Below are 12,320 nucleotides of genomic sequence, written 5' to 3' on the forward strand. Positions count from 1 at the left end.
CCAAAGGCTTCACAGAATGGGTAGCAGCTGGCCGGATACTTTTGCATATCAAAGGCTACGCCCTTTTTCCCAAAGGCATAATAAAGAAACCCCGCCCCATAACTGGAGCGGGATTTAGTTTTCAATTCCAATATCTAGGACGAATACCGGGAATTGTGTGGGGGTCTGCTGAACTGCCTTCAGACGTTGTTATGTGCCTCGGAAAGCCGCTTGTTTTTGACGATCTGTGTTAATGCATTTTCGATAGGAGGGAAGCGACCACTGCTCGATTTGGTCGTGGTTGGCAAACGTTCTTCGGCGATTTTGCCGGAGGTTTGCATCACAGCTGTTGTGCTGGACTCTTCAGTCACAAAGGCAGACTTGATCATGCGTTTCCCCTTGTCAGCGATCAAATGGAACAACGTCCCGAATGATCCAACACCATCACTATGCCTGAGATTATTTGAACACTCTGAGAATACATTGTTCACGTTCAGTTAATGTTGTTCGCGAAATAAAGACAAACGAATAGGCGGGCGACCAGATGGAGGAAGAACATCCTGTTTTGGTGCTTTAGTTGAATTTGCGATGACAATCGCAGCCGATGATTTCAGCTCGTGAACAAACTGCTGCATCGGAAAGCAACTCTTCGCTTATGAACTCGCCAAGGCCCATTCAAGATCATATCTAAGCTAAGAAGCTGAAAAAGGCGCTGGGAATGAAAAAGATTGTTGGGATTCTGGCGGTGGCACTGACCGTGCAAGGCGCGTCATTTGCGAGCGCCAGTGTCAGCTTGTGGAGCCTTAGCACGGGGCACGTTAGCGGAACCGGCGCTACCTCGCCGATCCATGTGAAATCCAAATCCGGACATTGTCCGCCGGGCTTGGCAAAAAAGGCAATCCCGTGCGTACCGCCTGGACAGGCAAAGAAATATCGACGTGGCGATTACATCTATGATGGGTATGTCCGCATTGATGATCCCAGCCGTTGGGGACTACGGCGCAACGGATATTACGTGCGTGCCGGAGATTATGTTTACGAAGTAAACCGTGAAACACATGAAGTGCTGAACCTGATAGGGGCAATCGCCGACATTCTGAATTGATAGATGTTATCGTTCACTTACTTGCATCTCTCTTTGCCGCCATTCGGTTGGATTGCGGCAGTCAAAGGTGTGGGGGGGTAGAAACTGACATTCTTCGCGTGAAGGATCAATTACTGCTATCTGGCTATTGAAGTAGTGTTTCGTTTGGTCCGTAAGCGAGCTGATCATTCAACTAGAGATCGCTTCGCAATACATCCGTTCAGAGATGTTTGCGGTTTATTGGACGGTACATCGACTACAAATCTGTTGGGCACATTAGATGAGTTGCAAAATGGGTATGTGTGACACACGAACCAGGGGCCGTTTTTGCTGCCATCAAAATAGCCCAAGCTCTAAATAGACATCAGCCAATTCTTGAAGGCTCTTACTGTGACCCGATCTTGATCTCCTGGGCGACAAACTAAGTAGAGGCCCCGGTTCAATGGAACGCGGCTTTCGTCCAAGCGAATTAGCCGGCCAAGCTTAAGGTCTCTCTCCGCCAAGAGGTGTCTCGCCAAGGCGACGCCTTGGCCGTCGATCGCCGCTTCTAGAAGGACGGCGCTGTCCACAAAATTGATGTTCCGCGCCTTAATGTGATCCGCGTCCAGCCCAACTTGTATGATCCAACTGTCCCAACCTGCGTTGAAGTTGTCATGCAACAATGGGAAGTTTGCCACATCCTCGGCGCGCATCGGAAGCTGTGATTTTTCGACGAGCGTTGGTGCAGCGACGACGATCAATTCCTCTTGTCTGATTTGCTCATGATAAAGCCCATCCCAACCGGGTTCTCCAAACCTTAACGCAACGTCGACATCGGACCTGTCGAAATCTGCAAAGGTATCATTTGTATCCAGCAATAGCGCAATTTCCGGGTGCTCTTGCTGAAACAAACTCAGCAATGGCACAAGCCACTTCAGGGCCAGGGACGTCGACAAAGACACTGTGATCGACTGGCGTTGATGAAGGCGTCTCACCTCTATCACGCCCATCTGCAACGCAGAAAACGCTCCACGCGTTGATTGATGCAGGCGTTCCCCGGCGTCTGTAAGATTTACGCCATTGGGGTGGCGGTGGAAGAGCGTTACGCCAAGATGCTGCTCCAGCAATTTGATCTGCCGGCTGATCGCCCCATGCGTTACGTTCAACACGCCCGCTGCCTTGGTCAGGCTGGAATGTGTCGCGGTCTCGTCAAAGGCCTGAAGGGCGCGAAGATGTCTAAGGCTTTTCGACATGTGAGAAAAACTAACAGGCTTATCAAATAAAATCGATAGGATTTATTGGTTACAAAGAGTTATAACGGGGCGACTCTAAGAAATCTCACGGGTTTATTTGGACGAAGGTCACATGTCAGCTTTCAAAGTTGCGCTCATGACAGGTACGGGGCAAAGCATCGGCCGAGGGTGCGCCGTTGAAATGGCTAAAGCCGGCTACAAACTCTCTTTAATGTCCCCGTCCAATCGTTCGTTAGCGTTGGCGGAAGAGCTTGGCGGCATTGGCCGTCGAGGCTCGGTTCTTGATGCGGATGATCTGCAGGCGTTGGTTGACGACACTATGCGCGAGTACGGCCGGATTGATGCCATTGTCAGTAACATGGGGCATGGCGGATCCGTGCCTGAGGCCATCAAAACCGTTGGCTTCGATCCTGACTTTGACGGACCGCTTTTGGAACTCAGCGACGAGTTATGGCACGAAAGTCTGGACATGTATGTGCTAAATGTCGTCAAGATCGCCCGTATCGTCACGCCCATTCTGATCGAACAAGGCGGTGGTGCATTCGTTAATATCTCATCCATGAACACAATCGAGCCACGTGCGCCCTATCCCATGAGCATGCTGCGTGGAGCATTGCATAGTTTCTCAAAGCTTTACGGGGACCGATATGCACGGCACAATATTCGCATGAACAACCTGCTGCCGGGGTTCTGCGAGAACGTGAACCTGTCCGAACAGGCTCGCCGGGAAATCCCCGCTCAGCGGCCCGCAACGTTCGAAGAAATTGGACAAGCTTGCGTGTTTCTCGCCAGCGAAGGAGCTCGCTATATCAACGGCCAGAGCATACTGTCTGACGGAGGCATGAACCGCGCGGTCCGATAGAGAACAGTGAAATGATTGTCAGAGCACTCAAAGATATTCTTGGAACAGAGCGGGACGTCTTTGGCCCGGGCTGGAACAGCAGACGGCTGCTTCTGGCCTCAGATGGTATGGAGTTCACGCTCACTGACACACTCATCAACCGGGGTGCAGAGTTGGAGCTTGAATACACCCATCATCTGGAGGCGTGCTATTGTATCGAGGGTAAGGGCAGGATCAGAGCAGCCGACGATGAAACCTGGCATGCCCTTGTGCCATTCACCCTTTACGCGTTGGATCAACATGACAGGCATGTGGTGCAAGCCACAAAGGCCGACCTGAGGCTTGTCTGTGTCTTCACTCCACCGCTCAGCGGGCGTGAAGTGCACCGCGAAGACGGAAGCTACGGCCCGGGAACCTAACCGGGGCAGCTATTAGCAGAAAAACAAAATCCGGTCGCAAGGGCGTAATTGAAAGCGGCAACAAGCAGTAAAAACAGAACGGTAAACCGGCTAACATTACTTTGCTGCCTTTCTTGGCCGTGGTTAGTGTCGCAGCAGCGTTGATAGAAGCGTGTCAATCGTATCTGGGATAACAGCAGTAAGAGCGACCTCAACGAATATCAGTTGCGCCTCTGGGAACGCAGGATGAAAGGCCGCAAAATAACGACAATCTGGCGGATAGCGCATTCGCCCCAAATCGTCCAGATCGTTGATCTCGTGCATCGCCTCATAGGCGACGATCTTGTCAAGAAAACGGGCGGGGCTATCCCGGCTGATTTACCTTAGGACAAAGAAGCCTAAATTGAATCGGCTGCAAAACAAATGGACGAAATAAATATCTGTTCGCTTGAGTTCCGGGTTGGATTGGAGAAAGCGCAGCATGTCGACGCGCATGGCCACAAGTTCCTGCGTCGCACCAGACGGCTGGTTCAACCGTCGCAACAACTCTTGCCGCCTTGGCCCTGAAACTTCACTAAGCCTTTATAAAGACTCACACTTCGATCAGTGTCGTAGCGGCGCGCCGTTTGGAAAAGCTGATCGGCGTCTAGCTCTAGATAGCTCTTCAAACAGGCAAATAAGTTTAGTTTCTCCGCATCATCCAGAGTTTGGAAGCGATCAAGAATCGTAGACACCATCGTGAAACCCGATACTTCACGGTCTGCGGACAGAAGCGCTCAAATAACTAGGCAATGGATCGTTTATCATCCTTGGCTCACGTTTTGTCAGGACGGTCTAGCAGTTGGTTTAATAGGTCACCTAGAAACCAATCCCGCTGCATTTCAGGGCTCCATCTGACTACTCAGGTATTCGCCTGTTCGACGATAGTGATCAACCAGGTGCCGAGTTGCGCTGTCCGCGTCGTGGTTCAGTGCGGCGTCCAAGATTTGCTGGTGCTCAGCGGCAATGTCCCGCTTCTTGTAGCTCGAACCGCCAGCCGCCAGATAGCGATAGCGAATGTTCAGGTCGTAAAGCTGCGAGCAATACCGCATAAGCAACGGCAGATTCGAATTGTCCAACAAGGCCATATGAAACGCCTTGTGAGCGTCTTCAAAGTCACGCGCGCCGTTCTGGCCGGCCTTTTTCATATGATGGTGACGCAAAACAAGCCGATCTTCCCAGGCCTCATCCGCGTTGGTGATAGAGGCGCGCAACGCGGTTTCCTCAAGGTTGCAGCGCAACAGAAGTATTTCTTCGAAATTACATTTGCTGACTGGTGCTGCGCGAAATCCGCGCTGATCAATCCGCTCGACCAACATGTCCGATGTCAAAAGGCTAAGCGCTTCGCGAACCGGACTAGCGCCGGTGTCCAAAAGCCCCCGAAGCTGCTCGATCTTGAGTTTTTGTCCCGGAGGTAATTCTCCGGTCAAGATCATGTCGCGCAGCCTTCGATACGCGCCATGCGTGGCTGATGTCTCTTTGCCCTCAGTATCAAGCATGGCGTCCATATCCGACCGTTCCTTTGTTCGCGGCAAAACTTTTGATTGCTCTTAACTGAGGGCACTCGTTCCAGTCGATAGGCCAACTGAAAGGCTCAGCGAGCCTTCGTTGATCATCCAGCGCCGAAGTTCAAATTCGCGCGCACCGCTTTGGTGCATCGGATCGTCCTCGGCCAGTTTTCGGGCAGCCTCAAGACTGTCAGCACGATAGATAATCAGGCCCATTCCTTGCATGTGCTCACCAGTCTCATCCGACATTGGCCCTGCAAAAGCCAGCTGTCCCGCGCGTTCAAGCTGTGCCTGATAGGCCAGGTGGTCAGGTAGCGACGCCTTTACATCTTCGGGTTTTTTGGCAGGCGTGCTGAGTACTACGTAGAGTTCCAAAGCAAGTGCACCACGGCTTTTTGCTTCTGATTTGTAGTTCGCCCAGGCAACCATTTGCGTCCTCCAAAAATATCGATATTATTTGACATATTGCAAAATAGTCGGCAAAAATCAAGTGAACTGACATGGATGGTGAAAATGAAATACCTGGTGGGAGAGACTTTGGATGGCACAGCGGTTTTTGCTGTAAACGGCGAAAATGCAGTGAATCTAACGGCTTTGCACCCTGCAATCGGTTCGGATTTGATGGGTTTGATAGCCGAGCCTGAACTGGCCGACTCACTTGCCCCCAAAATTGACGCGGCAGGCAGTGTGCCCGTGTCTTCCATCACTCCGGCATTGCCCGTTGCCGCTCCCGGAACGATCATTTGCATGGGGTTGAACTACACGGACCACATCAAGGAAGGCGGGTATGATATCCCGGAGTATCCGACGCTGTTTATGCGTGGGAAGAATTCGATCATGGCGGCAGGGCAACCTATGGTGCGGCCGACCTGTTCCGAGAAACTCGACTACGAAGCCGAGCTTATGCTGATCGTTGGAAAACGCGGCCGTCATATCTCGGAAGAGGACGCATTGGATTATGTCTTCGGCTACACCGTGTTTAACGACGGGTCGCTGAGGGATTACCAGCGTAAAACCGTTCAATGGACGCCCGGCAAAAACTTCGATGACACAGGCGCGATCGGCCCTTTCACCGTAACGCCGGAAGACTTGCCGGAGGGAGCATCCGGCCTGAAAATCGAAAGCCGAGTGGGGGACGAAACCCTGCAAAGCTCGAACACCGCCAACATGATCTGGGGGGTCCCTCAGGTCATCGCCACGATCTCGGAATATACCACTCTCGAACCCGGTGATCTGATTGCGTTGGGTACGCCGCCGGGTGTTGGTCACGCCAAAAAGCCCAATCCACGTTGGTTGAAGCCGGGTGAAACCGTCGAGGTCGAGATTGAGGGCATCGGCATATGCGCCAGCCCCGTCATCGACGAAAAGGACGCCGAGACTAAGGTGGCCGCAGCATGAGCGCACCAACCGGGGCAGAGCTGGAGGCACTTCGCGCAAAGGCGCAGCAAGATCATCGCGATCTGCGCGAGCGCATCCCACGTCTTTCAGACGACGCAATTGCTCTGATCCTCCGCGAATCCAGATCTCATTACGCCTGGACCGACAAAGCTGTTTCTAACGAATTGCTTGAAGAGATCTATGACATCACGATCAACGGCGCGACCAGCATGAACACGCTGCCCGCCCGCTTCGTTTTCGTTAAAAGTGCGGAAGGAAAAGAGCGCCTAGCCAAGTCGTTAAAGCCGAAGAACGTGCCAAAGATGATGGATGCGCCGGTCACTGCGATCATTGCTTATGACATGGACTTCTGGAAGGAATTACCTTTTCTTTTCCCGCACGAAGATCGACGGTCACTTTTCGAAAATAATCCCGAATATGTAGCCGATACAGCGTTTCGCAATGGAACGCTTCAGGGCGCTTACTTCATGATCGCCGCGCGTGCGGTCGGGTTGGACGTCGGCGCCATGTCTGGCTTTTCAAACAAGGTCGTCGACGAGGAATTCTTCGCAGGTACGACGCTCAAGTCGAACTTTCTTTGCAACCTGGGCTACGCAGACGAAACAGGATTGTTTCACAAGCTGCCTCGCTTCTCATTCGAAAAGGTTTGCTCTTATGCATGAGGAGGTGACCCTGTGGCGATGAAAGTCAAACCTGTCGTAACCTACCGTACGACAGCTCAATGCCCGACACACGCGCGAACCGAGATCCCAATTCGCGATCTGGACGTGATTATCGACGAGCCCGTGGAACGAGGCGGAACAAATCTTGGCCCGTCTCCGACCGAAACCGCAATGGCTGCTTTGATCGCCTGCACGAATGTCATCGGGCACAAGAATGCGCACCGTTTGGGAATTGATCTTGGCACCGTGAAAATCGACGCGAAATGCAGGCTGGATCGGCGCGGTGTCCTGATGGAAGAGGAGATCGATGTTCCGTTTCCCGAAATCGAACTCACTGTGAATTGCGATACGCCCGCCAGTCAGGAGGAGCTGACACGCGTGGGCGAGGAGACAGCCAAGTATTGCGCCATCGCAAAACTGTTTCAAGCGGCAGGCACGGACCTGACCGTCAACTGGGTCAAAACCAACCAATAAAAATCGACAGGACCCGACTTTCTGGGAGGAGAGAAATGAAAAACTGGACTAAACGCAGCCTAATGGGATTTGCTCTGGCAGGCACCATGGCGTTGCCTCTTGCAGCAGAAGAGACCATTTCCGCCGTCGTGATTGATGGCTATCCCGATCGGGCCTTGTGGGTGAAAGAACTCTCCAACTTCTTCATTCCAGAAGTGGACAAGCGGCTGGCCGACTCCGGCAACTACAAGATGAACTGGCAAGAGAACTATGGCGGTTCGATCGTAAAGCCGAAGGGCGTGCTGGAAGGGATCCAGCTTGGCCTTGGCGACATCGGCATTGTCACAACTATCTTCCATTCGTCCAAGTTGCCCAGTCAGGGGATATCGGGGTCGACCCCCTTCGTGTCATCGGACTCTCGCGCGGTAGCCAAAGCCGTGGATGAGATCGCGCGCGAATACCCAGCGATGCAAAATGAGTTCGCTGCGCAGAACCAAGTCTATCTGGCGACCGGTGTAGTGCTCGATACTTATCAGGTTTTTTGTACAGAGCCGGTCTCGGCTGTTTCTGATCTGGAAGGCCGAAAAGTGGCAGGGGCGGGACTGAACCTCCGATATCTCGAAGGTATCAAAGATGCCGCGGGGGTTCGTGGTGGCCTGACCGATTTCTACAATATGCTGCAAACCGGCCTTGTTGATTGTGCGATGCTGTGGCCTGAAGCAGCCAAGACCTTCAAGATCGCCGAAGTGGCTCCCTACATGCTCAAAGCTGACTTGGGTGCCGTGAACTCCAAGACGATCACAGTGAATTCTGACTATTGGGCAAAGTTGCCGGATGAAGTCAAAGGCGTTCTGCAGGCCGTCGCAATTGACTACCGTGATCATGTGGCTGGCATCGCTATGGACCGGGCTGCGGCCTCAAGGGACGCATACACCGAAGCCGGCGGGACGATTGTCGAAGTTTCGGACGAAGACCGAGCGGCCTGGGCCAACGCAATGCCAAATGTAGCACAGGAATGGGCAGCCACACTGAATGAGAACGGTGAACAAGGCGACGCGATACTGGCCGCTTATCTCGGCAAGCTGCAGGACGCCGGTTTTACCGGAGTGCGTGACTGGACAGCCGAGTAATAGTCTGGCGATCCACGAAAGGGGCCTTTCATGCTGAAGACCGCAGTTGCTGGCTTGTCGCGGGTCGCCAATTCGCTTGCTATCGCCGCCAACGCATTGGGTACGCTTGTCGTCCTTGCGTTGGTGGTCATTCTGAATGTCGACGTCATTGCGCGCGGTCTGTTTTCGGCACCTCTGCGTGGCACCTATGAAATGGTGCAATTTTCGGTCGTGATGATCGTTTTTTTGCAGCTGGCCGACGTAGTCAGAGTGGATCGGCTGACGCGCTCGGACGGGTTTCTGAACCTGCTACACCACCGCCGTCCTGGGCTAACGGCCAACCTGAGGCGCATTATCAATGCCATCTCCGCAATCTTCATGGGTCTGATTGCTTATGTAACCTTTCCCGAGTTCCTGCATATGTGGGAGACACAGGACTACTTCGGAGTTCCGGGTCTTTTCACTCTGCCATGGTGGCCGGTCAAACTGGTCATCGCGTGCGGTACTGCGCTTGCCTGCGTGATCTTCCTTCTCAAGGTTGTCACGGCGCAGGACCGCCCGCATCTAATTCGTGCACCTGAACATGACGAGGCCGCAGAATGACGCCGATTGAGATTGGCCTGATCTCGGTCATAGCCATCGTCTTTCTGATTTACGCAGGCGTTTACATTCCCATCGCATTGGGCGTGGTCTCGTTCGTGTCGATCTGGCTGATGCGGGACAATTTCACGCTTGCGCTCAACCTGCTGAAAGTGGCGGTCGGCGACAGCGCGATGGAATACAGCTTTGCAACCATCCCATTGTTTACTTTCATGGGGCTCATTGTCTCAAAAGCCGGGTTGGGCAGGGACATCTACGAAGTCATGACCATGCGATTTCGCAAGGTCAAAGGCGGTATCGGTATGGCAACCGTTGGAGCCAACGCCGTCTTTGCCGCAGTGACTGGGTCGTCAATAGCCTCCGCATCCGTGTTCACCAAGGTCTCGGTCCCGCAGATGATGGCGCAGGCTTATAACCCACGCTTTGCTGTTGGCGTGGTCGCCGGGTCTTCGGTTTTGGGGATGATCATCCCGCCCTCGGCGATGCTGATCATCTATTCCTTTGTCGCCGAGCAATCTGTGGGGGACATGTTCCTTGCGGGGGTTATTCCGGGGATCATGCTGGCGATCGCTTATGTAGGCGCGATTTGGGTTATGGGTCGTTTCACCCCAGCATTCGTCGGTGGCCGCGTTGTCGAAGACACCGAGTGGATGTCAGGGCGCGAGATAGCCTCCAAAACACTGCCGACACTGTTCATCATTTCCATCGTCCTTGGTGGTATCTACACAGGTTGGTTGACTGCCGTAGAAGCAGGGGCCGCCGGAGCTCTCGTTGCGCTAATCATCGCGGTTGCCCGTAAGTCGATGTCTCCACGCGCATTCTGGGACGCGTTGCTGGAAACCGGTCACATCACAGCCGCGATCCTGTTCCTGATCACGGCCGCTTCAATCTACAGCCGCATGCTGGGGCTGGCCGGGCTGCCCAATCAACTACAGGATCTGCTTGCGGGGAATTCCGCATCTTTCTGGTCGATCATGCTGCTCTATGTTCTGTTGATGCTATTTCTGGGAACATTGCTCGACACCGCGTCGATCATTCTGATTGTGGTACCGCTGTTCCTGCCCATGGCCGAAGCGCTTGATATGTCGCTGATCTGGTTTGGCATTATCACCGTGGTCGGGGCTGAGATCGGTCTTTTGACACCACCTTTGGGTATATCCTGCTTCGTTATCAAATCCACGATTAACGATGACCGCATATCACTTAAGGACGTGTTCATGGGCGCACTTCCCTTTGCGTTCGTGATGCTGATCGTTCTGTTCATTCTGATCGAGTTCCCGATCCTCAGCCTTGCCCTGATTTAAGGAGGACAAGATGCGCTCTGTCACCAAAGACAATATCACCGACGTCTTCATGGGGTACCTGTCAAAAGATACTGATCCACGGATGCGTGAAATCATGGGCTCCCTGGTCAAACACCTCCACGACTTTGCGCGGGAAACCAACCTGACGCATGACGAGTGGCGGGCCGGGATTGCGTTTCTGGAAGGCTGCGCTGCGGTGGAAACCGAGGATAGGCATGAATTCGTGCTGGCCTCGGACGTGTTGGGCCTGTCGTCATTGGTTGATATGCTGCATTCCAGTGCCGATGCGACCAGTTCGTCCGTTTTAGGTCCATTTCACGTCTCGGGCGCCCCCCCGCTGCCAATCGGTGGCGATATGAAGCGTCACTACGGCGGGCCGGTTCTACTTGCAGAGGGCGTGATCCGCGATACCGAAGGTCATCCGATTGCCGGGGCAGAACTGGATATCTGGCAAACGGCACCCAACGGCCTCTACGCCAGTCAAGATGAAGAACAGGACACCTATTCTTTCCACGGGCTGATGTCAGTTGGCGATGATGGCAGATATGCGTTCACCACAGTTAAACCAGTTGAATACACCGTGCCGTCTGACGGGCCAGTCGGTGATATTCTGCGCGCTTGTGGTCGCCATCCATGGAGGCCCTCACACTTGCACTTTATCGTCAAAGCCCCCGGGTATCGCTCACTCGTGACGGAGATTTTTCCGGACAATGATCCCTATTTAGATCAGGATACTGTCTTTGGCGTTCGGGACGATCTGGTAATGACATATGTTGAACGACCTGCATCAGAATTTCCCGATGGCATGGAGCTTTCTGGTAAGATTGCCGAACCTTTCTTGCACGTGAATTTCGACGTGACGCTTGCCAGGGTCTGAATGATATTGAGGAGGCTTGAGGTGCTGAAACATATCTCCATTTTAAGTGCAGCGTTATTTTGCAATACCGCCGTCGCAGAACAGCGACCGATCTTTGACGCACATATTCACTACAGCCACGATGCTGTCAAACTGGTTCCGCCTGAACAGGTGGCCGAAATCCTTCGAGATGCAGGCGTGCGTAAAGCGCTGATTTCCAGCTCGGATGACAATGGCACTCAGCTATTGTTGGCAGTGGCACCGGACATCGTTGTTCCGGCGCTTCGCCCTTATCGTCGTCGCGGTGAGATCAACACCTGGATGCACGATGAAACTGTAATCGAGTATCTGGAAACAAACCTGGCAAAAAACAACTACGAGGCCATCGGCGAGTTTCACGCTTACGGAGATGACATCAAAACGCCGGTCATCCAACGTATGATTGCACTGGCGAAAGAGCGGAACCTAATCCTGCACCACCATGGTGATCGCGAGGCCGTTGATTTGATCTTCGAAACATGGCCGGAAGCTCGGGTATTGTGGGCCCATTCTGGGTTTGACGATCCAGCCAGTGTGGTCGATGCGCTAGACATCTATCCCGGGCTATGGGCCGATCTGGCATTTCGTTCGGACATGGTTTCGCGAGGCCGTGTCGACCCGGATTGGAGGGCTGCGTTCCAAGCCCATCCCGATAGGTTCATGGTCGGTACGGATACGTTCGCACCTGAACGTTGGTACTACGTAGGCCCTCATGCCGATTTTTCGCGTGAATGGTTGGATTTGCTGCCGGACCAGATCGCAGACAACATTGCCTTTGCTAACGCAGAACGTTTGCTGGTATCAGAATGACCCACTGC

17 protein-coding genes are annotated in these 12,320 nt (G+C 53.3%); 11 read left to right on the forward strand and 6 right to left on the reverse strand.

Annotated elements, in window-relative coordinates:
• Nucleotides 1–179 precede the first annotated feature (179 nt).
• The gene (locus ACRZ96_RS13265; RefSeq protein ID WP_170424798.1) at nucleotides 180–368 is read right to left on the reverse strand and encodes a hypothetical protein; all 189 of its coding nucleotides are present in this window, start codon (nucleotides 366–368) and stop codon (nucleotides 180–182) included.
• A 329-nt stretch (nucleotides 369–697) separates the two neighbouring features.
• On the opposite strand from ACRZ96_RS13265, the gene ACRZ96_RS13270 reads away from it, so the two are divergent.
• Nucleotides 698–1,084, forward strand: coding sequence for an excinuclease ABC subunit A (locus ACRZ96_RS13270; RefSeq protein WP_480814723.1), 387 nt, complete (start codon nucleotides 698–700; stop codon nucleotides 1,082–1,084).
• A 332-nt stretch (nucleotides 1,085–1,416) separates the two neighbouring features.
• Here ACRZ96_RS13270 and ACRZ96_RS13275 read toward each other — a convergent pair whose 3' ends face one another.
• Nucleotides 1,417–2,295 carry a LysR substrate-binding domain-containing protein gene (locus tag ACRZ96_RS13275; protein WP_480814724.1) on the reverse strand — a complete coding sequence of 293 codons (879 nt, stop codon included), beginning with the start codon at nucleotides 2,293–2,295 and terminating at the stop codon, nucleotides 1,417–1,419.
• A gap of 136 nt (nucleotides 2,296–2,431) precedes the next feature.
• Between ACRZ96_RS13275 and ACRZ96_RS13280 the strand changes: the two genes are divergently transcribed.
• Both ACRZ96_RS13280 and ACRZ96_RS13285 read left to right on the forward strand, forming a co-directional pair.
• Entirely contained in the window at nucleotides 2,432–3,157 is a 726-nt protein-coding gene (locus tag ACRZ96_RS13280) for an SDR family oxidoreductase (protein ID WP_480814769.1), read from the forward strand.
• An 11-nt stretch (nucleotides 3,158–3,168) separates the two neighbouring features.
• Nucleotides 3,169–3,555 carry an ectoine synthase gene (locus ACRZ96_RS13285; protein ID WP_480707306.1) on the forward strand — a complete coding sequence of 129 codons (387 nt, stop codon included), beginning with the start codon at nucleotides 3,169–3,171 and terminating at the stop codon, nucleotides 3,553–3,555.
• 123 nt (nucleotides 3,556–3,678) lie between these two features.
• Here the strand turns inward: ACRZ96_RS13285 and ACRZ96_RS13290 are convergent, their stop codons facing one another.
• The 4 genes from ACRZ96_RS13290 to ACRZ96_RS13305 form a co-directional block, all read right to left on the reverse strand.
• Nucleotides 3,679–3,858: a malonyl-CoA decarboxylase domain-containing protein gene (locus ACRZ96_RS13290; protein WP_480707308.1), complete on the reverse strand. Its 180-nt coding sequence runs from the start codon at nucleotides 3,856–3,858 to the stop codon at nucleotides 3,679–3,681.
• A 54-nt stretch (nucleotides 3,859–3,912) separates the two neighbouring features.
• Nucleotides 3,913–4,080, reverse strand: coding sequence for a malonyl-CoA decarboxylase N-terminal domain-containing protein (locus ACRZ96_RS13295; protein WP_480707310.1), 168 nt, complete (start codon nucleotides 4,078–4,080; stop codon nucleotides 3,913–3,915).
• 335 nt (nucleotides 4,081–4,415) lie between these two features.
• Nucleotides 4,416–5,072, reverse strand: coding sequence for a GntR family transcriptional regulator (locus tag ACRZ96_RS13300; RefSeq protein ID WP_480814725.1), 657 nt, complete (start codon nucleotides 5,070–5,072; stop codon nucleotides 4,416–4,418).
• Between the two features lie 51 nt (nucleotides 5,073–5,123).
• On the reverse strand, nucleotides 5,124–5,510 hold the full coding sequence (locus ACRZ96_RS13305; RefSeq protein ID WP_480615703.1) for a YciI family protein: 387 nt from the start codon (nucleotides 5,508–5,510) through the stop codon (nucleotides 5,124–5,126).
• A gap of 84 nt (nucleotides 5,511–5,594) precedes the next feature.
• Between ACRZ96_RS13305 and ACRZ96_RS13310 the strand changes: the two genes are divergently transcribed.
• From ACRZ96_RS13310 to ACRZ96_RS13345, 8 genes are read left to right on the forward strand one after another with little or no spacing between them, the layout of a single operon-like run.
• Nucleotides 5,595–6,479, forward strand: a complete 885-nt coding sequence (locus ACRZ96_RS13310; protein ID WP_480772079.1) for a fumarylacetoacetate hydrolase family protein — start codon at nucleotides 5,595–5,597, stop codon at nucleotides 6,477–6,479.
• A complete protein-coding gene (locus ACRZ96_RS13315; protein ID WP_480772080.1) occupies nucleotides 6,476–7,141 on the forward strand; it encodes a malonic semialdehyde reductase in 666 nt (221 codons plus the stop codon). Before ACRZ96_RS13310 ends, ACRZ96_RS13315 begins: the two co-directional genes overlap by 4 nt.
• Nucleotides 7,142–7,159: 18 nt before the next feature.
• The gene (locus ACRZ96_RS13320) at nucleotides 7,160–7,615 is read left to right on the forward strand and encodes an OsmC family protein (RefSeq protein ID WP_480772081.1); all 456 of its coding nucleotides are present in this window, start codon (nucleotides 7,160–7,162) and stop codon (nucleotides 7,613–7,615) included.
• Between the two features lie 35 nt (nucleotides 7,616–7,650).
• On the forward strand, nucleotides 7,651–8,724 hold the full coding sequence (locus ACRZ96_RS13325; RefSeq protein WP_480772082.1) for a C4-dicarboxylate TRAP transporter substrate-binding protein: 1,074 nt from the start codon (nucleotides 7,651–7,653) through the stop codon (nucleotides 8,722–8,724).
• A 30-nt stretch (nucleotides 8,725–8,754) separates the two neighbouring features.
• A complete protein-coding gene (locus ACRZ96_RS13330; RefSeq protein WP_170392797.1) occupies nucleotides 8,755–9,306 on the forward strand; it encodes a TRAP transporter small permease subunit in 552 nt (183 codons plus the stop codon).
• Complete coding sequence (locus ACRZ96_RS13335) at nucleotides 9,303–10,607, forward strand: TRAP transporter large permease (protein WP_480814726.1); 1,305 nt, start codon at nucleotides 9,303–9,305, stop codon at nucleotides 10,605–10,607. Before ACRZ96_RS13330 ends, ACRZ96_RS13335 begins: the two co-directional genes overlap by 4 nt.
• A gap of 10 nt (nucleotides 10,608–10,617) precedes the next feature.
• Nucleotides 10,618–11,484 carry a dioxygenase family protein gene (locus tag ACRZ96_RS13340; RefSeq protein ID WP_170597623.1) on the forward strand — a complete coding sequence of 289 codons (867 nt, stop codon included), beginning with the start codon at nucleotides 10,618–10,620 and terminating at the stop codon, nucleotides 11,482–11,484.
• 21 nt (nucleotides 11,485–11,505) lie between these two features.
• The gene (locus ACRZ96_RS13345; RefSeq protein ID WP_170636303.1) at nucleotides 11,506–12,312 is read left to right on the forward strand and encodes an amidohydrolase; all 807 of its coding nucleotides are present in this window, start codon (nucleotides 11,506–11,508) and stop codon (nucleotides 12,310–12,312) included.
• Nucleotides 12,313–12,320: the final 8 nt, after the last annotated feature.

This window comes from Ruegeria sp. CF1, from assembly GCF_056537445.1.

Bases quoted from the DNA above. Each gene is read 5' to 3' on its own strand.
- ACRZ96_RS13265 (WP_170424798.1), bottom strand. From the start codon at position 368: ATGATCAAGTCTGCCTTTGTGACTGAAGAGTCCAGCACAACAGCTGTG.
- ACRZ96_RS13270 (WP_480814723.1), top strand. From the start codon at position 698: ATGAAAAAGATTGTTGGGATTCTGGCGGTGGCACTGACCGTGCAAGGC.
- ACRZ96_RS13275 (WP_480814724.1), bottom strand. From the start codon at position 2,295: ATGTCGAAAAGCCTTAGACATCTTCGCGCCCTTCAGGCCTTTGACGAG.
- ACRZ96_RS13280 (WP_480814769.1), top strand. From the start codon at position 2,432: ATGACAGGTACGGGGCAAAGCATCGGCCGAGGGTGCGCCGTTGAAATG.
- ACRZ96_RS13285 (WP_480707306.1), top strand. From the start codon at position 3,169: ATGATTGTCAGAGCACTCAAAGATATTCTTGGAACAGAGCGGGACGTC.
- ACRZ96_RS13290 (WP_480707308.1), bottom strand. From the start codon at position 3,858: ATGCACGAGATCAACGATCTGGACGATTTGGGGCGAATGCGCTATCCG.
- ACRZ96_RS13300 (WP_480814725.1), bottom strand. From the start codon at position 5,072: ATGCTTGATACTGAGGGCAAAGAGACATCAGCCACGCATGGCGCGTAT.
- ACRZ96_RS13305 (WP_480615703.1), bottom strand. From the start codon at position 5,510: ATGGTTGCCTGGGCGAACTACAAATCAGAAGCAAAAAGCCGTGGTGCA.
- ACRZ96_RS13310 (WP_480772079.1), top strand. From the start codon at position 5,595: ATGAAATACCTGGTGGGAGAGACTTTGGATGGCACAGCGGTTTTTGCT.
- ACRZ96_RS13315 (WP_480772080.1), top strand. From the start codon at position 6,476: ATGAGCGCACCAACCGGGGCAGAGCTGGAGGCACTTCGCGCAAAGGCG.
- ACRZ96_RS13320 (WP_480772081.1), top strand. From the start codon at position 7,160: ATGAAAGTCAAACCTGTCGTAACCTACCGTACGACAGCTCAATGCCCG.
- ACRZ96_RS13325 (WP_480772082.1), top strand. From the start codon at position 7,651: ATGAAAAACTGGACTAAACGCAGCCTAATGGGATTTGCTCTGGCAGGC.
- ACRZ96_RS13330 (WP_170392797.1), top strand. From the start codon at position 8,755: ATGCTGAAGACCGCAGTTGCTGGCTTGTCGCGGGTCGCCAATTCGCTT.
- ACRZ96_RS13335 (WP_480814726.1), top strand. From the start codon at position 9,303: ATGACGCCGATTGAGATTGGCCTGATCTCGGTCATAGCCATCGTCTTT.
- ACRZ96_RS13340 (WP_170597623.1), top strand. From the start codon at position 10,618: ATGCGCTCTGTCACCAAAGACAATATCACCGACGTCTTCATGGGGTAC.